Below are 19,323 nucleotides of genomic sequence, written 5' to 3'. Positions count from 1 at the left end.
TCCTCTGTAGTTCAGTCGGTAGAACGGCGGACTGTTAATCCGTATGTCACTGGTTCGAGTCCAGTCAGAGGAGCCAAATTCTTGAAAAGAGCAGCCTATCAGGCTGCTTTTTTTATGCCTGCAATTTGGGAGGCGATGAATGGAATAGTTGGGCGATGTCCTATCTAAAGTCATTGTCGGCTCAATCTGAAAATCTCAGCCAAACCTGCACATCTCATCACAGCCTGAACATCTCAAACCCAATTCAACTCCCCAACATAGCTTGAAGACCTCATATCAGTCTGAACATCGCAACCCACTCAATACCTCAACCCTGTTTGAATATCTTCGGCCTGCCTGGGAATCTCAACCCAAACTGAAAATCCTACATCTCAAATCTCTGCATATTTCAGCCCCACTCCAACTCCACTGCCCCATCTCCCAAACTGCCACAGTTCTTCGCTCCCTCTCCCTGCACTCTGTGACTCTCTTCACAACTCTTTAACGCCGACTTGTATGGTAGTATTAGCAAGCGTATTTTTCATTCATTGCATTCCCGTTGCTGCCAAATCCACCAATTAAGTGTGTATCTGGCAAGGAGTAGATGATGAAAAGTGTCGTAATTGAACAACCGGGTGAATTGGTAGTGGCAGAACGCGCATTGCCTGAACCAGCCGCAGGCGAAGTGCGCGTCAAAGTGCAGTTTGCCAGTATCTGCGGTTCAGATGTGCACATCTGGCACGGCCACAACCCATTCGCCAAATACCCGCGTGTGATTGGCCACGAATTCTTTGGCTTGATCGATGCGGTGGGTGAAGGCGTGGATGCCGCGCGTATCGGCGAGCGTGTGGCGGTGGATCCGGTCGTCAGCTGCGGACACTGCTATCCCTGCTCCATCGGTCGCCCAAATGTCTGCAAAGAACTGCAGGTGATCGGTGTGCACCGTGACGGTGGTTTCAGCGAATTTGCGGTGGCACCGGCGAAAAACGCTTTTACTCTGCCCGCTTCTATTCCGGACAAACTCGCCAGCCTGGTGGAACCGTTCACCATCGCGGCGAACATCACCGCCTTCCTCAAACCGCAGGCCAATGACGTGGCACTGATTTACGGCGCAGGCCCGATGGGCTTAACCGCCATACAGGTGCTGAAAGGCGTCTACGGCGTGGAAAAAGTGCTGGTGGTGGATCGTCTGCCGGAACGTCTGGCGCTGGCGCAGGAAAATGGCGCTGATCAGGTGTTCAACAACAGTGAGATTCCGCTGGCCGCACAGCTGGAAGGCGTGCAGCCAACATTGATCATCGATGCCGCCTGCCATCCGACCATTCTGGCAGAAGCCGCTGCCCTCGCCTCTCCAGCGGCGCGTATTGGCCTGCTCGGCTTCTCCGGTGAGCCTTGCAGCATCACGCAGCAGGCGTTAACCAGCAAAGAGTTATCACTGTTTACCTCGCGCCTGAACAGCAATCGCTTCCCGCAGGTGATTGAGTGGATGGAGAAAGGTCAGATTCAGCCAGAGAAATTAGTCACCCACTATTTCCCGCTGGCTGAGATTGAAAAAGCGATGACGCTGTTCGAAAAAGATCCGCGCACCTGCTGCAAAGTGATTCTGCACATGGGTTAAGTTAATCTTCACACCAGGTGTCCTTAATCCGGTGCGTACCCGCCGGCCAATATAATAATCCTCTCAATGCTTCAGGCTGTATCAAAGCGGCAAGTGATTCAATCCCCGAAGGGGATGAGATTAAGCAGGCCACACAGAAACAGATTGAAGCATGATGGGGAAACGGAGTTTCTATGTTAAAGAATCTACGCTGGACCCTCGTACTGCTGTTGTTCCTGGTTTATATGATCAACTACCTCGATCGTATTGCCCTTTCTCTGACTGTGCCGCTGGTAGAAAAAGACCTGATGATCAACGCCGAACAGTTCGGCATGATTTTCGGTAGCTTCTTCTTTGGCTACGCGCTGTTTAACTTTATCGGTGGCCTGGCGACTGATAAATTCGGCCCGACTATCGTGCTCGGCACCGCCGTCGGTATGTGGTCGCTGTTCTGTGGCATGACCGCACTGGCGACCGGGTTCTGGTCGATGATGATTCTGCGCGTGCTGTTTGGCATGGCGGAAGGCCCAATCTGCGCCTCGGCAAACAAGGCCATCAACGGCTGGTTCCCGAAAAAACAAGCCGCTACCGCAATGGGCTTGCTGAGTGCCGGTTCGCCGCTGGGTGGGGCCGTCGCTGGTCCGATTGTGGGCTATCTGGCGTTGTCATTTGGCTGGCGTCCAGCGTTCGTGGTGATCTGTGTGATTGGCCTGGTGTGGATGGGTTTGTGGTTCTTCTTCGCCGCTGATAACCCGGCGCGCAGCAAAAAAGTCTCTGCAGAAGAGCGCGCGCTGGTTGAGAAACTGAAAGCAGAAGAACCGGCTGATGTCATCGACCCGACCGGTAAAGCACACGGTATGGGTTACTACCTGCGTCAGCCGATTATTCTGGTCACCGCTTTTGCCTTCTTCTGCTACAACTATATTCTGTTCTTCTTCCTGAGCTGGTTCCCGGCTTATCTGGTGCAGGCGCACGGCCTGGATATTAAATCCATGAGTATCACCACCATGATCCCGTGGATTGTCGGCTTCGTCGGCCTGGCGTTGGGCGGTTGGATCTCGGATAAGATTTTCAACATCACCGGCAAGTTGCTGCTGTCGCGCAAAATTGTTCTGGTGGTCTCGCTGCTGGCTGCCGCCATCTGTGTAGCACTGGCGGGAACGATTAAAGAGGTGAATTCCGCGGTGATCATGATGTCGATCTCCATCTTCTTCCTCTACATCACCGGTGCGATTTACTGGGCGATTATTCAGGATGTGGTGCACAAAAGCCGTGTCGGCAGCATCAGTGGCTTTATCCATCTGATTGGTAGCCTGTCCGGGATTGTTGGGCCAATTGTCACAGGCTATATCGTGCAGCACACCGGTAAATTCGACAGCGCCTTTATTCTGGCGGGCTGTGTCGCCGGGATTGGTGCGATGCTGGTGCTGTTTGTGATTCGCAGCCCAAAGACCGTAGATAAACCGGTGTCCGCATAACAGATTGACCATAATGGGGCGCTCAGCGCCCCGTTTGCTAAAAGGAAAACGCATGTTAGAACTTGATCGCCTCCCCGCCGACGTCCAACGTCCCGCTTACGACCGCAGCCAGTTAAAAACCCGCATGGTACATATCGGCTTTGGTGCTTTTCACCGTGCCCATCAGGCGCTCGCGACCGATAAACTGGCAACGAAAGGCAGCGACTGGGGCTACTGCGAAGTGAATCTCAACAGCGGCGCACTGATCCAGGCGCTGCGCCAACAGGATTTGCTCTATACCCTCACCGAGATGGCCGATAGCAGCCTGCACACCCGCGTGATTGGCGTGGTGACGCAAGCGCTGCATGGCAAAGGCGACGGCATTGATGCGGTGATTGAGGCGATGAGCCAGCCGGATGTGACGATTGTCTCGATGACGGTGACCGAGAAAGGCTATTGCTACATGCCTTCCAGCGGCAAGCTCAATCCGGATCATCCTGATATTGTGCATGACCTGAAAAACCCCACGCAGCCGCGTTCGCTACCGGGCCTGATTCTGGCGGCGATTATCCGTCGCCGCGAACGTGGATTAACGCCATTCAGCGTGATGTCCTGCGACAACATGCCAGAGAACGGTCACGTCACGCGCAACGTCGTCACCCAGCTGGCAGAACGCCATAGCCACGAACTGGCAGAGTACATTCAAACGCACATCACCTTCCCCTCCACCATGGTGGATCGCATCGTTCCCGCCATGACCGATGCCGCATTTGATGCGCTGGAAGCGCGCTTAGGCAGCAGCGATCCGGTGGCGGTGGAAGCCGAGCCTTTCTTCCAGTGGGTGATTGAAGATAACTTCGTTAACGGCCGCCCGACGTGGGAAAATGCCGGTGCTGAGCTGGTCAGTGATGTATTACCGTTTGAAGAGATGAAGCTGCGCATGCTGAACGGCAGCCACTCGTTCCTCGCCTATCTCGGCTTCCTCGCCGGATACGAACACATCAGCGATTGCATGGCCGATAACCACTTCCGCACGGCGGCGCGCGCGCTGATGTTACAGGATCAGGCCCCGACGCTGCGTACTCAAGGCGTGGATCTCACCGCCTATGCCGACTCGCTGATCGCTCGCTACGAAAACCGCGCCATCAAGCATCGCACTTATCAAATTGCCACCGATGGCACGCAGAAGTTGCCGCAGCGTTTGCTGGACAGCGTGCGCTGGCATCTGCGTAACGGCACCTCGTGTGACTATCTGCTGCTGGGTGTGGCGGGCTGGATGCGTTACGTGAGCGGTGTCGATGAGCAAGGTCAGGCGATTGAGATTCGAGATCCAATGAAAGAACAATTGGCGAGCATCGTTGCGCACAGTGATGAGGGTGCACAGCGCGTCGAAGCCTTACTGCGGATACAAGCGGTATTTGGCGATGATTTACGTTATCAGACCGCCTTTGTCTCACGCGTCACCGAGTTGTATAACCAGCTTAATACCCAAGGTGCACGCGCCACGGTACAAGCCCTTGTGACACAGGCATAAGTGCCTTCACAAATGTGTAGCGCAGATGCAGCGTGCTGATTAGACTGAACCTTTCTCATCGGGCTGGCGTAGGCCAGCCGTAATACGGATATTGCTGCATGTCGATTGCCTATACCATTACCACCAGCGAACCCGTAAATCAGCAGATCTATCGTTATCTGCGCAAAGATATCGTGACCTGCGCCATTCATCCCGGCTCGTTGCTGTCGGAAAAAGAAGTGTCCGCGCGCTTCAATGTGTCGCGCCAGCCAGTCCGCGAAGCCTTTATCAAACTGGCGGAAGCGGGCCTGGTGCAGGTGCTGCCGCAGCGCGGCACTTTCGTGCGTAAAATTTCCGCCCAGCGTGTGGCCGACGGCCGTTTTATTCGTGAAGCGGTGGAGATCGCCGTGGTGCGACGTGCGGCACAGGAGATTACTCCCGAGGGCTTGATGGCGCTGGAGCACAATCTTCAGTTGCAGCGTCTGGCGGCTGAACGTCACGACAGCCAGGCATTCTTAGCGCTGGACGATGAGTTTCACCGCCTGATTGCCGAAGGGATTAACTGCCTGCTGGCATGGGAAACGGTGGAGAACATTAAAGCCACCATGGACCGCGTGCGCTTCCTGACCCTGAGTGAAGTGTCGCCACCGGAAAGCCTGATTCAGCAGCATGAAAACATCTACCAGGCGTTAAAAGCGCAAGATGTTGAAGCGGCAGAAGCGGCGATGCGACGTCATCTGCAGGAAATGATTTTGACCATTACGCCGATTGCTGAGCGTAATAGCGAATGGTTTGAAGCGCCTTAGATTGTCTGTGATTAGATGCCCTCAACCTGGTCCTCTCCCATATAAAGGGGAAGACCCAAGCAAAGTGCGATTGGCGAGCGAGTGAAGCGCGTGTTGCCGCTCAATAGAGAGCTTTGCAGATAAGATTTCGTCCCCATGCTCTCGATCAATCCCCAATCATTACTCCGCTGACCGATTCCCCTCCCGCTTGCGGGAAGGGATTTGGGCAATCAATTACGCAATTGTGACATCTTTCGCCAGATAAACATCCTGCACCGCATTAATCAGCTGTACGCCCTCTTTCAGCGACTTCTTAAACGCCTTACGGCCCAGTATCAGCCCCATACCGCCCGCGCGTTTGTTGATCACCGCAGTACGCACCGATTCGGCAATGTCAGTGTCTCCGGCTGATGCGCCACCGGAGTTGATCAATCCAGCACGGCCCATATAGCAGTTCGCCAGCTGGTAACGCACCAGATCGATCGGGTTCTCCGTGGTCAGCTTGCTGTAAACGCGCTCATCGGTATGGCCGAATTTCACCGCCTTGTAGCCGCCGTTGTTCTCGGCCATTTTCTGCTTCACGATGTCTGCGCCAATGGTGGCTGCCAGATGGTTGGCCTGGCCGGTCAAATCAGCGCTGGCATGGTAATCTACGCCGTCTTTCTTGAAGCCATCATTGCGCAGATAGGCCCACAGCACGGTCACCATGCCCAGTTCATGCGCACGCTCGAAAGCAGCCGAGATCTCTTCAATCTGACGACGTGACTGCTCAGAACCAAAATAGATGGTCGCGCCCACCGCAATCGCCCCCAGGTTGAATGCCTGCTCGACGCTGGCATACAGCGTTTGATCGTACTGGGTGGGATAGCTCAGGGTTTCGTTGTGGTTAAGTTTCACCATAAACGGAATGCGGTGTGCATAGCGGCGTGAAACTGAGGCCAGTACACCATAGGTAGAGGCGACACAGTTACAGCCGGCTTCAATCGCCAGCTCAACAATGTTCTTCGGATCGAAGTAAGCCGGGTTGGCGGCAAAAGAGGCACCCGCTGAGTGCTCAACGCCCTGATCGACCGGCAGAATCGACAGATAGCCGGTGCCCGCCAGGCGACCAGTGTTATACAGGGTTTGCATATTGCGTAATACGGCAGGAGAACGATTGTTGTCGATCATCACACGATCGACGAAATCCGCGCCCGGTAAATAAAGGCTGTCCGCTGGAATGGTCATGCAGCGATGTTGAAGAAGTGAATCCGCTTCCTTGCCCAATAACTGTACGATGTCCGTCATGTTGGCTCCTGAAATAAATGGCTGGAATGGAACCGGCAATGGCCGATTCGCCCCCAACAGCCTGGACCGAAAAGCGCCAGGCTGGCAAATTGCTGACTCCATTTTTCAGACGGATACGCAGTAAAAAAATTCTGCCACCTTGCGATGGGCGGCCTTCAGATTGAATCCTGCAACGCAGAGGCACGCCTTAATCGCCGTTCTGCTGCCTTACCACCACTGATGGAAATGGTGCACCGGCCCAATGCCCTTGCCGACTTCCAGCGAGTCGGCGTGCAGCAAGGCCTGCTGCAACCAGGCTTTGGCTTCGGTCACCGTATCCGCCCAGTTATCGTGACGTGGACGCAGTGCCGCTAAAGCGGCGGACAGCGAACAACCGGTGCCGTGGGTATGGCGCGTATTGACGCGTGGTGCGGTGAAGCGCTGACGTCCTGCGCGGGTGATCAGCCAATCCGGGCTTTCGGCATCACTGAGATGTCCGCCCTTCATTAATACCGCTTCACAACCGAGATCCAACAGCGCATCGCCCTGCATCAGCATGGTTTTCTCATCCTGCGCCATATCACGGCCCAGTAGCGCAGCGGCTTCGGGCAAATTGGGCGTGATCAACGACACCTGCGGCATCAGCAGTTCACGCACGCTGGCCACCGCATCGGGCGACAGCAGCGGATCGCCACTCTTAGCAATCATCACCGTATCCAGCACCACAAACGGCAGGCTGGCGCGTTTCAGCCGCTCGGCCACCACTTCAACAATCGCGGTTTCCGACAGCATGCCAATTTTGGCGGCATCAATACGCACATCGTCCAGCACCGAATCCAGTTGCGCGCCAACGAAATCGGGTTCAATGCGATACACCGACTGCACGCCGCAGGTGTTCTGCGCCACCAGCGCGGTGATCACACTGGTGCCATAGGCGCCCAATGCGGAGAAGGCTTTGAGATCGGCCTGAATGCCTGCGCCACCGCTCGGGTCAGTACCTGCAATGGTTAACGCGTTGATGCGCTTCATACGGCAACCTCCAGCGTCCAGAGGTTATCGAGGAAAGCCGCGACAAAGCTGCCTGGCCCCTGAACAGCACGCGCCGCCTGCTCGCCCGCCAGCGACATCACGCGACATGCCGCCGCCACATGCTGCAAGCGGTCGCCCGGTAAGCTGCTGAAGGCCGCGACCACGGCGGTAAGCGCGCAGCCGGTGCCGACCACGCGCGTCATCAGCGGGCTGCCGCCTGGAATCGCCAGCGTGCGTTTGCCATCAGTGACGTAATCGACTTCGCCTGTGACCGCCACCAGCGTGTGGTAATCCTGTGCCAACTGTTGCGCCGAGCTGAGTGCGGCATCGGCCTGATGCACGCTGTCCACGCCGCGCCCGCCCGCAGCCTGGTTAGCCAGCGCGAGGATTTCCGAGGCGTTGCCACGAATCGCGGCGGGATGCAGGCTCAGCAGCTGCTGGCAGAATTCGGTGCGGAATGAGAGTGCACCCACGGCCACCGGATCGAGCGTCCAGGGCGTACCGACTTTAGAGGCGGACTGCACCGCCGCCAGCATCGCATCGCGACGGTCGCGGGTTAAGGTGCCGACGTTGATCAGCAGCGCATCGGCAAAACTCACGAACTGCGCGGCTTCCTCGGCATCGATCACCATCGCGGGAGAGGCTTGCAAAGCCAGCAGCACATTGGCGGTAAAGGTTTGCACCACGTCATTGGTCATGCAGTGCACCAGCGGTGCCTGCTGACGCAGCAACTGCAGGGATTGCGCGAGTTGCGCGGAGGTAAGAAGGTCAGGCTGTGTCATAAAACTCCCAACCGGCGATCAAGAAGGCGAATGCGGTCAGGCATCTGACTTCCCTACGCTGGCATTATCCAGATCAGGTCAGCGGGTGTATCTCAGCCCTGTTTAACAGGGGCACCCCGAGTCATGGCATGGTGAACATGCCGCACACAGGATAAGGCGAGCGTGAAGGATTGTAAATCGTGGTCGTTTGAAGGATGCTGAAAACGGCACTCAGTCAAAATAGTTAAAATAATTCGACAGGCTAAATTTTAAAAAGAGCCGTTTCGATCAATTATCATCATTAATTAACTCTCTTCTGAATTTTCCAGATTTATTCTAATCACTGAAAAATCGACTAATCAACACGCGCCTCCATATTCATTGATGCACATCAACGCCCTGCCAGGCGTAGCAAGGCCTAATCCCCCTCCGGACTTGAACAGAGTCACTGCCTATCCAATTCCGGAATCGATAATGATCTCAAAATTATTCAGCTTTATTCCGCACGCCCATAAATGGCACGACATTCGTATTTCGCGCAAAGGCGCTATTTGCCCTTCCGGTCGCCACTATTTTTCCACCCATGTTGAAGCTCGATGTAAAAGTTGCGGCGAACGTTTGCATAAAGTTTATTACCGCGACGTGAGCGATGCGGAAGCACGGCGTTGGTTGGGATGAAAAACAGGCAAAAAAAAGCCCCGTAACATCCGTTACGGGGCTGCTGCGTGGCTATCGCAATAAAACTTATTCAGCCGGTTGGGTGCGGATCAGGTAATCGAACGCGCTGAGTGAGGCTTTCGCGCCTTCACCGCTGGCGATGATGATCTGCTTGTACGGCACCGTGGTGCAGTCACCCGCTGCGAACACGCCTTTCAGGCTGGTTTCGCATTTGGCATCGATAATGATTTCGCCCATCTTGTTACGTTCTACCGCGCCTTCCAGGAAGGTGGTGTTCGGCAACAGACCAATCTGCACGAAGATGCCGCTCAGCGCGATCTCGTGGCTGGTCTGGTTGTTACGGTCGATGTAGCTCAACCCGGTCACTTTGCTGCCGTCACCTTTCACTTCGGTGGTCTGCGCATTCAGAATCACATCGACGTTTTTCAGGCTGCGCAGTTTGTCCTGCAGCACTTTGTCGGCGCGCATTTCGCTGGCGAATTCCAGCAGCGTCACGTGCTCAACCAGACCCGCGAGGTCGATAGCCGCTTCAACGCCGGAGTTACCGCCGCCGATAACTGCCGTGCGCTTGCCTTTGAACAGCGGGCCATCGCAGTGTGGGCAGTAAGTCACGCCTTTGGTGCGATACTGCTCTTCGCCCGGCACGCCCATGTTGCGCCAGCGTGCGCCAGTGGCAATGATGATGCTGCGTGATTTCAGCACTGCGCCAGACGCGGTTTCAATCGCGTGCAGACCGCCCTCTTTCGCCGCAGGAATCAGCTTGATGGCGCTCTGGGTGTCGATGACGTCAACATCGTAATCATCGACGTGGGCACGCAGTGAACCGGCCAACTTCGCGCCTTCGGTTTTCTGTACGGAGATGTAGTTTTCGATGTCCACGGTGTCGAGCACCTGACCACCAAAACGCTCGCCCATCAGGCCAGTGCGGATACCTTTACGTGCCGAGTAAATCGCTGCCGCTGCGCCCGCTGGGCCGCTGCCGACGATCAGCACTTCATAGGCGTCACGCTTGTTCAGCTCTTCTGCTGCACGTTTCTCAGCGTTGGTGTCCACTTTGCCGACGATTTCCGCCAGGCTCAGACGGCCCTGACCGAACTCTTTGCCGTTCAGGAATACCGCAGGAACGCCCATCACGTTACGTTCGGTGATTTCGTTCTGGAACATGCCGCCGTCAATCGCGGTGTGGCTGATGCGTGGGTTCAGCACCGCCATCAGGTTCAGCGCCTGCACCACGTCAGGACAGTTATGGCACGACAGCGAGTAATAGGTTTCGAAATGCAGGTCGGTATCCAGAGCAACCACTTGCTCCAGCAGACTCTGCGACTCTTTCGAAGGGTGTCCACCGGTCTGCAGCAGGGCCAGCACCAGTGAAGTAAATTCGTGACCCATTGGCGAACCGGCAAAGCGTGGGCCGCTCTGGCTGCCTGGGTTAGTGATCAGGAAAGAGGGTTTACGAACCGGACGATCATTCTCTTCACGGAAGCTGACTTTTTCTGACAAGCTCGCGATATCGGCTAATAGAGAACGAATCTCCGCAGATTTAGCGCCATCATCCAGTGTGGCAATCAACTCAACCGGTTTCTTTAATTTCTCAAGGTAAGCCTTGAGCTGTGTTTTTAAATTGGTATCGAGCATAGTGAGTTCCTGTCAAGAAAATCGGGTGCCGTAGCACCCGATTGAGAAAGATCGAATGGCTGGGTGTGACTTAGATTTTGCCAACCAGGTCCAGAGATGGAGCCAGTGTTGCTTCGCCTTCTTTCCATTTAGCTGGGCAAACTTCACCTGGGTGAGAAGCCACATACTGAGCCGCTTTAATTTTGCGGATCAGGTCAGATGCGTCACGGCCAATGCCTTCAGCGGTGATTTCGATAGCCTGGATGATGCCCTGTGGGTCAACAATGAAGGTACCGCGATCCGCCAGACCTTCGTCTTCGCGCATGATTTCGAAGTTACGGGTCAGTGCGCCAGTTGGGTCGCCGATCATCGCGTATTTGATTTTTGCGATGGTTTCGGAAGAACCGTGCCAGGCTTTGTGGGTAAAGTGCGTGTCGGTAGAAACAGAGTAGATGTCTACGCCCAGTTTCTGCAGTTCTTCGTGATGGTCTGCCACGTCACCCAGCTCAGTTGGGCAAACGAAGGTGAAGTCAGCCGGGTAGAAGAAGAATACACTCCATTTACCTTCAACGTCTTTCTCGGTTACGTCGATGAATTCGCCGTTTTTGAACGCTGCGTTTTTGAATGGTTTGATTTTGGTATTAATGATGGACATGGTGACCTCCGTTAAAAGATGTGATGCAAGTTACAGTTTTTCCGGGCCAACTTCTAATATGCAGTCGTTATCAATCAGATAATCAAAAGCTATCAAAGTGCTGATGCCAGATTCCATGCGGCTTGCCGCGGCATTCTACACAGAAAGCCTGATGATTTGACAGGCTTTATCTTTTTTCGTCGGCTAGTGTTACCTGGGGTTGCCATTTAAAGCGACCGCCACGCTACCTAATCTTGTTTATGATGGAGCCCATGCTTGGACATTCGATTATTTGAGGAAGCCGACCGCCCTTTTCTGCGCACACTGTTTCTTGCAGCACGTCGTCACAACTGGACCTGGCTGGATGGCGATGATTGGGCACTGGAAGATCTGGATGGCGTGATTTTGGGGGAGACGGTGTTAGTCGCGTTGGTCGATGGGCATCGTGCCGGGTTCGCGGGCATCCTTCCTAATGACAACTTCCTGCACAGCCTGTATGTCGATCCCGACTTTCAGGGCCGTGGGGTTGGCAGCGCCTTGCTGGAGGCAGTGCAGAAGCGCTTTACCTCAACCGGCGTGCTGAAATGTCTGATGCTGAATGAGTTAGCGCAGGCGTTTTACCTAAAACATGGCTGGCAGCGTGAAGCCACCGGTGAGAGCGAGCAAGGAAAATATGTGCTGATGCATTTTCCGCTGACGGCGCGCGCCAGCGGAAAAGTGAAGCGTTAAACCGCGCGGAAGGCGATATCGGCCGGAATCACTTCGCCCTGCAAGTAAAGCTGTGCCGCCACGCGACCGGCTAACTGGCGATACAGTGCAGTGAATTCGCTGTCCGGACGGCGGATCACCGTTGGTTCACCGTCATCCAGATCCTCACGCAGATTGATATGCAGCGGCAGTTGCGCCAGCAGCTGCGTGTGGTAATCCGCCGCCAGTTTCTGCGCGCCGCCGGTGCCAAAAATCGGCTCATGATGGCCGCATTCGCTGCAAATATGAATGCTCATGTTCTCCACCACCCCCAACACCGGCACGCTGACCTTCTCAAACATCACAATGCCTTTACGCGCATCAATCAGGGCGATGTCCTGTGGCGTGGTGACCACCAGCGCGCCCGTCACCGGGACGTTTTGCGCCAGCGTCAACTGGATATCCCCGGTGCCCGGTGGCATATCGAGAATCAGGTAATCCAGATCCGGCCACATCGTCTCGTTGAGCAGCTGCATCAGCGCTTTGCTGGCCATCGGGCCGCGCCACACCATGGCATTTTCATCGGTGACCAGGTAGCCAATCGAGTTGGTCGCCAGTCCGTGCGCCATGATCGGCGCCATATGCGTGCCATCCGGCGAGGTCGGACGCTGGCTCTCGGTGCCGAGCATATTGGGAATCGACGGGCCGTAAATATCGGCATCGAGAATACCGACCTTCGCACCTTCGGCAATCAGCGCCAGCGCCATGTTTACCGCGGTGCTGGATTTGCCCACGCCGCCTTTACCGGAACTCACCGCAATGATGTTCTTCACACCTGTTGCGCCAGGATGATTTTTCACGCGCTTCAGCGTGGCAATGTCGTGGCGCAAACGCCAGTCGATGGCGCTAGCATGGGTGAGACGCAGCAGTTCGGCGCTGACTTGTGCCTTCAGCTCTTCGAAAGCCGAGGCCCAGGCAAACGGCATCACCAGTTCGATGTGCAGCTTGCCGTCCAGCAGTGCCACATGGCGCAGGGCTTTCAAGGTCGTCAGATTGTGATGCAGCGTCGGATGTTCAAAGTCACTCAGCACGCCGATAACTACCGCGCGCAATGCTTCGGGTGAATGATGTTCCCGGGATTGTGAAGTCATCCCAACTCCTTGTGTTTTCATCACGCCAGATATCGGCGATGTGCTTTCAATAATATCAGATGCCGTCCAGTTGTGTTTACGCCAGAGGGTGCTTCGGGTAACATCTAAGCCCGATTTTTATTCACGGAACGCTACGCAAACTATGACTCAAGTCGCTAAAAAAATTCTGGTAACGTGCGCACTGCCGTACGCAAACGGTTCAATCCATCTCGGTCACATGCTTGAGCACATTCAGGCTGACATTTGGGTCCGTTACCAGCGAATGCGTGGCAACCAGGTTTACTTCATCTGCGCAGACGATGCCCACGGCACGCCGATCATGCTGAAAGCCCAGCAACTCGGTATCCCACCTGAGCAGATGATCGCCGAGATGAAGCAGGAGCACGAAACTGACTTCGCTGGCTTCGACATCAGCTACGACAACTATCACTCCACGCACGGCGATGAAAACCGTGAGCTGTCAGAGTTGATCTACGGTCGTCTGAAAGAGAACGGTTTTATTAAGAACCGTACCATTTCACAGCTGTACGATCCGGAAAAAGGCATGTTCCTGCCGGACCGTTTTGTCAAAGGCACCTGCCCGAAATGTAAGTCACCGGATCAATACGGCGATAACTGCGAAGTGTGCAGCGCGACCTACAGCCCAACCGAACTGATCGATCCGAAATCCGTGGTCTCTGGCGCGACGCCGGTACTGCGTGATTCAGAGCACTTCTTCTTCGACCTGCCTTCATTCAGCGCGATGTTGCAGACCTGGACTCGTTCAGGTGCGTTGCAGGAGCAGGTGGCGAACAAAATGCAGGAATGGTTCGAATCAGGCTTGCAGCAGTGGGATATTTCCCGCGATGCGCCTTATTTCGGTTTCGAAATTCCAGGCGCGCCGGGCAAATACTTCTACGTGTGGCTGGATGCGCCAATCGGTTACATGGGTTCCTTCAAGAACCTGTGCGACAAGCGCGGTAACATCGATTTCGACGAGTTCTGGAAAAAAGATTCTTCTACCGAGCTGTATCACTTCATCGGTAAAGACATCGTTTACTTCCACAGCCTGTTCTGGCCTGCAATGCTGGAAGGCAGCAACTTCCGCAAGCCGACCAACCTGTTCGTGCACGGTTATGTGACGGTGAACGGCGCGAAGATGTCCAAATCACGCGGCACCTTCATTAAGGCCAGCACCTGGCTGCAGCATCTTGATGCGGACAGCCTGCGTTATTACTACGCAGCGAAACTCTCTTCACGCATCGACGACATCGACCTGAATCTGGAAGATTTCGTGCAGCGTGTGAATGCCGATATCGTCAACAAGGTGGTGAACCTCGCGTCCCGCAACGCAGGATTCATCACTAAGCGTTTTGGCGGCAAACTGGCGAGCGAACTGGCCGATCCGGCGCTGTATCAGACCTTTGTCGATGCCTCAGAGAAGATTGGCGAAGCCTGGGCGAGCCGCGAGTACAACCGCGCGATTCGTGAAATCATGGCGCTGGCGGATATCGCTAACCGCTATGTGGATGAGCAGGCACCGTGGGTGGTGGCGAAACAGGAAGGCCGAGATGCTGACCTGCAAGCGATCTGCTCAATGGGTATCAACCTGTTCCGCATTCTGATGACCTGGCTGAAGCCGGTGCTACCTTCACTGAGCGCGCGTACCGAAGCCTTCCTTAATACGGAACTGAGCTGGGATGCGATTGCACAGCCGCTGCTGGATCACGATGTGGCGCCTTTCAAAGCCTTGTATGGCCGTATCGAAATGGCCAAAGTTGAAGGCCTGATTGAAGCATCTAAAGAAGATGCAGCTGCGGCGAACAAGCCAGCAGTAACCGGCCCTCTGGCGGATGCGCCGATTGGCGAAGCCATCACTATCGACGATTTCGCTAAAGTTGATATGCGTGTAGCACTGATCGAGAAAGCCGAGCTGGTTGAAGGATCTGACAAGCTGCTGCGTCTGGAACTGGATCTTGGCGGCGAGAAGCGCCAGATCTTCTCGGGCATTCGCGCGGCCTATCCGGATCCGTCAGTGCTGGTCGGCAAGATGACCATCATTGTCGCTAACCTGGCACCGCGTAAGATGCGTTTCGGCATCTCAGAAGGCATGGTGCTGTCAGCCGGTTCCGGCGGTTCAGATCTGTTTGTGTTGTCCGTTGATAGCGGTGCACAGCCTGGAATGCAGGTGAAGTAATTGAACAAGCCGCCTTCAGGGCGGCTTTTTTATCGACCCTCTGTTGTGGAGCCTGTCGTGCTAACTGCTTGCTGGCACTATTTGCGTGCCTTTGTGATTATCTATGCCGCGCTCTATGCCGGAAACGGTATTGCAGCCCTGCTGCCGTTTACCATTCCGGGCAGCATTATCGGCATGCTGCTGCTGTTTACCTTGCTGGCGCTGCAAATCCTGCCGGTCGGTTGGGTGAAACCGGGCTGTCATTTGCTGATACGTTATATGGCGCTGCTGTTTGTCCCGATCAGTGTCGGCGTGATGGGTTATACCGATATCCTGAGCGCGCAGTTTGGACCGATTGTCGTCTCCTGCGTGGTAAGTACCTTTATGGTGCTGTTAATCGTTGGCCTGAGCGCCGAACGTTTGCAGCGCCCGAAGGAGCATCCTCATGACTGACGCCTGGTGGTCACTGCCGCTCACCGTGGTGGCGTATCTGCTGGCGCGTAAGCTGGCAGCCAAAATCAATATCTCGATCATCAATCCGCTGTTGGTGGCGATGGCGATTGTGATTCCGATCCTGCTGCTCACCCATATCCCTTATACCCGCTATTTTGCCGGCAGCACCTTCCTTAATCAGCTGCTGCAACCTGCGGTGGTCGCGCTCGCATTGCCGCTGTATGAGCAGATGCATCAGATTCGCGCGCGCTGGAAAACCATCATCAGCGTCTGTTTTATTGGCAGCATCACCGCGATGGTCTCCGGCACCGCTATTGCGCTATGGATGGGAGCTACGCCAGAAATTGCCGCGACGATTATGCCGAAATCCGTCACCACCCCGATTGCCATGGCAGTATCCGGTTCGCTGCACGGTATTCCCGCCATCAGCGCCATCTGTGTGTTGATTGCCGGCGTGCTCGGCGCAGTGTTCGGCCATATGCTGCTGAATCTGTTTAAGGTGCACAGCAAGTCTTCACGCGGCCTGGCGATTGGCAACGCATCGCATGCCTTAGGCACGGCGCGCGCGGCAGAGATCGATTATCAGGAAGGAGCATTTAGCTCTTTGGCATTAGTGATTTGCGGCATTATCACATCTCTGCTGGCCCCCTTCCTTTTCCCGCTGCTAATGCACTGGTTGGGCTAAAACTTGCGAGAGATCTCGCAAAGTTGAAACAACTCAATCAGCTTACATTGTCATAGCGACACAGATCACATATAACCCCATAGGCGGCGCATCGCCGCTAACGCGTTAATGAGGTCATCACATCATGCATCCACGATTTACTGCTGCTTTCTCCGCCCTGCCCGCTGACTTGCAAACTGCGATTTATCCCTTACTGGATGCAGCTGATTTTGACGGCGTACTGCGCCCGCAAGACGTGGCGCGCCTGAAGCTGGAAACGGGGCTGGATGATGATGCCCTGGCGCTGGCACTGCTGCCGATTGCCGCCTGCTGTGCGGTGGCACCGGTGTCTCACTTCAATGTGGGTGCGATTTCACGCGGAGTGAGTGGTCACTGGTATTTCGGTGCCAATATGGAATTCGAATATGCGCCGCTGCAGCAAACCGTGCATGCGGAGCAAAGCGCCATTACTCATGCCTGGCTGCACGGCGAAGAGAAACTGGATGCCATCACCGTCAATTACACGCCTTGCGGCCACTGCCGTCAGTTTATGAACGAGCTTAACAGCGGCACGGCTATCCGCATCAGTCTGCCAGGTCGTGCAGTGAGTACATTGGGCGATTATCTGCCGGATGCGTTTGGCCCCGCCGATCTGAATATCACGGAACGTCTGCTGACACCGATTCATCACGGCTTCGCTGCGCAAGGTGATGCCTTACAGCAAGCGGCGATTGAGGCGGCGAACAACAGTCATGCCCCCTACAGTCACAGCTACAGTGGTGTGGCCCTGCGCAGCCAGAGCGGTAACCTCTTCACCGGTCGCTATGCAGAAAACGCCGCTTTCAATCCAAGTTTGCCGCCATTGCAGGCAGCGCTGATTATGATGAACATGCGTAATGAAGCGCTGGATACGATTAAACAGGCAGTATTAGTCGAATGTGAAGGTAGTACGTTAAGCCAGCGCGATGCCACGCGCGCTACGCTGGCGGCACTGGGCTGTGAAGATTTCTCACTTACTTTAGTTTCGAAAACATCAGTTTAGTGATCCTTTCATCGCTTTTGTGACTTTCTATTAACAAAAGCTGTACATCCGCAAGAATCCTCATAGGATCGGGCGCCAGAACTACTTCACAAGAAACAGGTCTGGCGTTACCTTTTCCCGGTGACACGTCAGAAAACACTGCAACCGGAGCAAAGACTGCATGGAACTCGACTACGAAAGTAAACGTCCGCTGTATATTCCTTACGCGGGTCCGATTCTGCTGGAATTTCCGCTGCTGAATAAAGGCAGCGCCTTCACCCTGGAAGAACGCAACGAATTTAACCTCAATGGCCTGTTACCCGAAGCCGTTGAAACCATCGAAGAGCAGGCCGAGCGTGCCTGGCGTCAGTTCCTGGATTTCAAAAACAATAACGACAAGCACGTCTATCTGCGCAACATTCAGGACACCAACGAAACGCTGTTCTACCGCCTGCTGGATAATCATCTGGAAGAGATGATGCCGATTATTTATACCCCAACCGTCGGCGCGGCCTGTGAACACTTCTCTGAAATTTATCGTCGTGCGCGCGGTGTTTTCATCTCGTATAACAATCGCGATCGCATTGAAGACATGCTGCAAAACGCCACTAAGCAGAACGTGAAAGTGATCGTGGTGACCGATGGCGAGCGTATTCTGGGCCTCGGCGACCTCGGCATCGGCGGTATGGGTATCCCAATCGGTAAGCTGTCGCTGTACACCGCGTGTGGCGGGATCAGCCCGGCGTATACCCTGCCCGTGGTGCTGGATGTCGGTACCAACAATCAGCAGTTGCTGAATGACCCGCTGTATATGGGCTGGCGCCATCCGCGTATCACCGGCGAAGAGTACGAAGCCTTCGTTGATGAATTTATCCAGGCAGTGAAACGCCGCTGGCCAAATGTGCTGCTGCAGTTTGAAGACTTTGCACAAAAGAACGCTATGCCGCTGCTGGAGCGTTATCGCGATGAGGTGTGCTGCTTTAACGATGACATTCAGGGCACTGCCGCCGTTACCGTTGGCACCCTGATCGCCGCCAGCCGTGCCGCAGGCAGCCGTCTGTGCGAGCAGAAAGTGGTGTTCCTCGGCGCCGGTTCCGCCGGTTGTGGTATCGCTGAGCAGATCATCGCGCAGATGAAGTCCGAAGGCCTGAGCGACGACGAAGCACGTTCCCGCGTGATGATGGTCGATCGCTTTGGTCTGTTGACCGACAAACTGCCTAATTTGCTCGATTTCCAGGGCAAACTGGTGCAGAAGAGTGAAAACATGAAGGACTGGGATGTGACCAGCGATTCTATTTCACTGCTGGATGTGGTGCGCAACGCGAAGCCAGACATTCTGATTGGTGTGTCAGGTCAGCCGGGTCTGTTCACCGAAGAGATCATCCGCGAGATGCACAAGCACACTAAGCGTCCGATCGTGATGCCGCTGTCAAACCCAACCTCACGCGTTGAAGCCACCCCAGCGGATATCATCTCCTGGACCGACGGTGAAGCGCTGGTCGCGACTGGCAGCCCATTTGCACCGGTAACCTGGAAGGGTAAAACCTACCCGATTGCCCAGTGCAACAACTCCTATATCTTCCCAGGTATTGGTTTGGGTGTGATTGCCGCCGGAGCCACCCGCATCACCGATTCGATGCTGATGACCGCCAGCCGCGCCCTGGCTGACTGCTCACCGCTGGTGAACGATGGCGAAGGTCCAGTGCTGCCAGAATTGAAACACATTCAGGGCGTTTCGAAGCTGATCGCTATGGAAGTGGGTAAAGCAGCGCAGTTGGCTGGCGTGGCCGTGGTGACCTCAGAAGACGTGCTGTCAAAAGCCGTGAACAACAACTTCTGGCTGCCGCAGTATCGTCATTATCGCCGCACGTCTATCTAA

16 protein-coding genes, 1 tRNA gene and 1 riboswitch are annotated in these 19,323 nt (G+C 55.1%); of the genes, 11 read left to right on the top strand and 6 right to left on the bottom strand.

Translation table 11 applies throughout. The features are described 5' to 3' along the window. The 5 genes from QMZ65_RS05490 to QMZ65_RS05470 all read left to right on the top strand — a co-directional run bounded on the left by QMZ65_RS05490 (position 1) and on the right by QMZ65_RS05470 (position 5,352). Positions 1 to 76: transfer RNA gene (locus tag QMZ65_RS05490), tRNA-Asn, on the top strand. Positions 77 to 586: 510 nt separating this feature from the next. Next, positions 587 to 1,597: a Zn-dependent oxidoreductase gene (locus tag QMZ65_RS05485; RefSeq protein WP_160868019.1), complete on the top strand. Its 1,011-nt coding sequence runs from the start codon at positions 587 to 589 to the stop codon at positions 1,595 to 1,597. A gap of 173 nt (positions 1,598 to 1,770) precedes the next feature. Next, on the top strand, positions 1,771 to 3,054 hold the full coding sequence (locus QMZ65_RS05480; protein ID WP_097116627.1) for an MFS transporter: 1,284 nt from the start codon (positions 1,771 to 1,773) through the stop codon (positions 3,052 to 3,054). Between the two features lie 52 nt (positions 3,055 to 3,106). Further along, on the top strand, positions 3,107 to 4,567 hold the full coding sequence (locus tag QMZ65_RS05475) for a mannitol dehydrogenase family protein (protein WP_283215551.1): 1,461 nt from the start codon (positions 3,107 to 3,109) through the stop codon (positions 4,565 to 4,567). Positions 4,568 to 4,665: 98 nt separating this feature from the next. Then, positions 4,666 to 5,352 (top strand): GntR family transcriptional regulator, encoded by a 687-nt coding sequence (locus QMZ65_RS05470; protein WP_034824871.1) that lies wholly within the window; start codon positions 4,666 to 4,668, stop codon positions 5,350 to 5,352. A 213-nt stretch (positions 5,353 to 5,565) separates the two neighbouring features. On the opposite strand, the gene fbaB is transcribed toward QMZ65_RS05470, so the two are convergent. The 5 genes from fbaB to ahpC all read right to left on the bottom strand — a co-directional run bounded on the left by fbaB (position 5,566) and on the right by ahpC (position 11,334). After that, positions 5,566 to 6,618, bottom strand: coding sequence for a class I fructose-bisphosphate aldolase (gene fbaB / locus QMZ65_RS05465; RefSeq protein WP_045832840.1), 1,053 nt, complete (start codon positions 6,616 to 6,618; stop codon positions 5,566 to 5,568). A 207-nt stretch (positions 6,619 to 6,825) separates the two neighbouring features. Next, the gene (gene thiD / locus QMZ65_RS05460; protein ID WP_283003854.1) at positions 6,826 to 7,626 is read right to left on the bottom strand and encodes a bifunctional hydroxymethylpyrimidine kinase/phosphomethylpyrimidine kinase; all 801 of its coding nucleotides are present in this window, start codon (positions 7,624 to 7,626) and stop codon (positions 6,826 to 6,828) included. After that, the gene (thiM, locus tag QMZ65_RS05455) at positions 7,623 to 8,408 is read right to left on the bottom strand and encodes a hydroxyethylthiazole kinase (protein ID WP_283003853.1); all 786 of its coding nucleotides are present in this window, start codon (positions 8,406 to 8,408) and stop codon (positions 7,623 to 7,625) included. Before thiM ends, thiD begins: the two co-directional genes overlap by 4 nt. A 33-nt stretch (positions 8,409 to 8,441) precedes the next feature. Next, a riboswitch (TPP riboswitch) is annotated at positions 8,442 to 8,537 on the bottom strand. Positions 8,538 to 9,131: 594 nt separating this feature from the next. Further along, positions 9,132 to 10,700: an alkyl hydroperoxide reductase subunit F gene (ahpF, locus tag QMZ65_RS05450; protein WP_097116623.1), complete on the bottom strand. Its 1,569-nt coding sequence runs from the start codon at positions 10,698 to 10,700 to the stop codon at positions 9,132 to 9,134. A 70-nt stretch (positions 10,701 to 10,770) separates the two neighbouring features. Then, the gene (ahpC, locus tag QMZ65_RS05445; protein WP_034824884.1) at positions 10,771 to 11,334 is read right to left on the bottom strand and encodes an alkyl hydroperoxide reductase subunit C; all 564 of its coding nucleotides are present in this window, start codon (positions 11,332 to 11,334) and stop codon (positions 10,771 to 10,773) included. 255 nt (positions 11,335 to 11,589) lie between these two features. On the opposite strand from ahpC, the gene QMZ65_RS05440 reads away from it, so the two are divergent. Beyond that, positions 11,590 to 12,042 carry a GNAT family N-acetyltransferase gene (locus QMZ65_RS05440; RefSeq protein ID WP_097116622.1) on the top strand — a complete coding sequence of 151 codons (453 nt, stop codon included), beginning with the start codon at positions 11,590 to 11,592 and terminating at the stop codon, positions 12,040 to 12,042. Here QMZ65_RS05440 and apbC read toward each other — a convergent pair. Beyond that, positions 12,039 to 13,151, bottom strand: coding sequence for an iron-sulfur cluster carrier protein ApbC (gene apbC / locus QMZ65_RS05435; RefSeq protein WP_283215550.1), 1,113 nt, complete (start codon positions 13,149 to 13,151; stop codon positions 12,039 to 12,041). The genes QMZ65_RS05440 and apbC overlap by 4 nt on opposite strands. Before the next feature lie 88 nt (positions 13,152 to 13,239). Between apbC and metG the strand changes: the two genes are divergently transcribed. The 5 genes from metG to QMZ65_RS05410 all read left to right on the top strand — a co-directional run bounded on the left by metG (position 13,240) and on the right by QMZ65_RS05410 (position 19,323). Continuing rightward, positions 13,240 to 15,327, top strand: a complete 2,088-nt coding sequence (gene metG / locus QMZ65_RS05430) for a methionine--tRNA ligase (protein ID WP_283215549.1) — start codon at positions 13,240 to 13,242, stop codon at positions 15,325 to 15,327. Positions 15,328 to 15,384: 57 nt separating this feature from the next. Beyond that, positions 15,385 to 15,759, top strand: coding sequence for a CidA/LrgA family protein (locus QMZ65_RS05425; RefSeq protein ID WP_097116619.1), 375 nt, complete (start codon positions 15,385 to 15,387; stop codon positions 15,757 to 15,759). Further along, positions 15,752 to 16,444 (top strand): CidB/LrgB family autolysis modulator, encoded by a 693-nt coding sequence (locus tag QMZ65_RS05420; protein WP_097116618.1) that lies wholly within the window; start codon positions 15,752 to 15,754, stop codon positions 16,442 to 16,444. The genes QMZ65_RS05425 and QMZ65_RS05420 overlap by 8 nt, the downstream gene beginning before the upstream one ends. A gap of 124 nt (positions 16,445 to 16,568) precedes the next feature. Next, positions 16,569 to 17,465 carry a cytidine deaminase gene (gene cdd / locus QMZ65_RS05415; protein WP_283215548.1) on the top strand — a complete coding sequence of 299 codons (897 nt, stop codon included), beginning with the start codon at positions 16,569 to 16,571 and terminating at the stop codon, positions 17,463 to 17,465. Between the two features lie 160 nt (positions 17,466 to 17,625). Beyond that, positions 17,626 to 19,323 carry an NAD-dependent malic enzyme gene (locus QMZ65_RS05410; RefSeq protein ID WP_097116616.1) on the top strand — a complete coding sequence of 566 codons (1,698 nt, stop codon included), beginning with the start codon at positions 17,626 to 17,628 and terminating at the stop codon, positions 19,321 to 19,323.

The organism is Pantoea sp. EABMAA-21 (assembly GCF_030053335.1).
Lineage (GTDB): Bacteria > Pseudomonadota > Gammaproteobacteria > Enterobacterales > Enterobacteriaceae > Pantoea > Pantoea communis.
The sequence above is the reverse complement of the archived record's forward strand: the minus strand, read 5'-3'. Positions and strand labels throughout refer to the sequence as shown.

Bases quoted from the DNA above. Each gene is read 5' to 3' on its own strand.
- QMZ65_RS05485 (WP_160868019.1), top strand. From the start codon at position 587: ATGAAAAGTGTCGTAATTGAACAACCGGGTGAATTGGTAGTGGCAGAA.
- QMZ65_RS05480 (WP_097116627.1), top strand. From the start codon at position 1,771: ATGTTAAAGAATCTACGCTGGACCCTCGTACTGCTGTTGTTCCTGGTT.
- QMZ65_RS05475 (WP_283215551.1), top strand. From the start codon at position 3,107: ATGTTAGAACTTGATCGCCTCCCCGCCGACGTCCAACGTCCCGCTTAC.
- QMZ65_RS05470 (WP_034824871.1), top strand. From the start codon at position 4,666: ATGTCGATTGCCTATACCATTACCACCAGCGAACCCGTAAATCAGCAG.
- fbaB (WP_045832840.1), bottom strand. From the start codon at position 6,618: ATGACGGACATCGTACAGTTATTGGGCAAGGAAGCGGATTCACTTCTT.
- thiD (WP_283003854.1), bottom strand. From the start codon at position 7,626: ATGAAGCGCATCAACGCGTTAACCATTGCAGGTACTGACCCGAGCGGT.
- thiM (WP_283003853.1), bottom strand. From the start codon at position 8,408: ATGACACAGCCTGACCTTCTTACCTCCGCGCAACTCGCGCAATCCCTG.
- ahpF (WP_097116623.1), bottom strand. From the start codon at position 10,700: ATGCTCGATACCAATTTAAAAACACAGCTCAAGGCTTACCTTGAGAAA.
- ahpC (WP_034824884.1), bottom strand. From the start codon at position 11,334: ATGTCCATCATTAATACCAAAATCAAACCATTCAAAAACGCAGCGTTC.
- apbC (WP_283215550.1), bottom strand. From the start codon at position 13,151: ATGACTTCACAATCCCGGGAACATCATTCACCCGAAGCATTGCGCGCG.
- QMZ65_RS05420 (WP_097116618.1), top strand. From the start codon at position 15,752: ATGACTGACGCCTGGTGGTCACTGCCGCTCACCGTGGTGGCGTATCTG.
- cdd (WP_283215548.1), top strand. From the start codon at position 16,569: ATGCATCCACGATTTACTGCTGCTTTCTCCGCCCTGCCCGCTGACTTG.
- QMZ65_RS05410 (WP_097116616.1), top strand. From the start codon at position 17,626: ATGGAACTCGACTACGAAAGTAAACGTCCGCTGTATATTCCTTACGCG.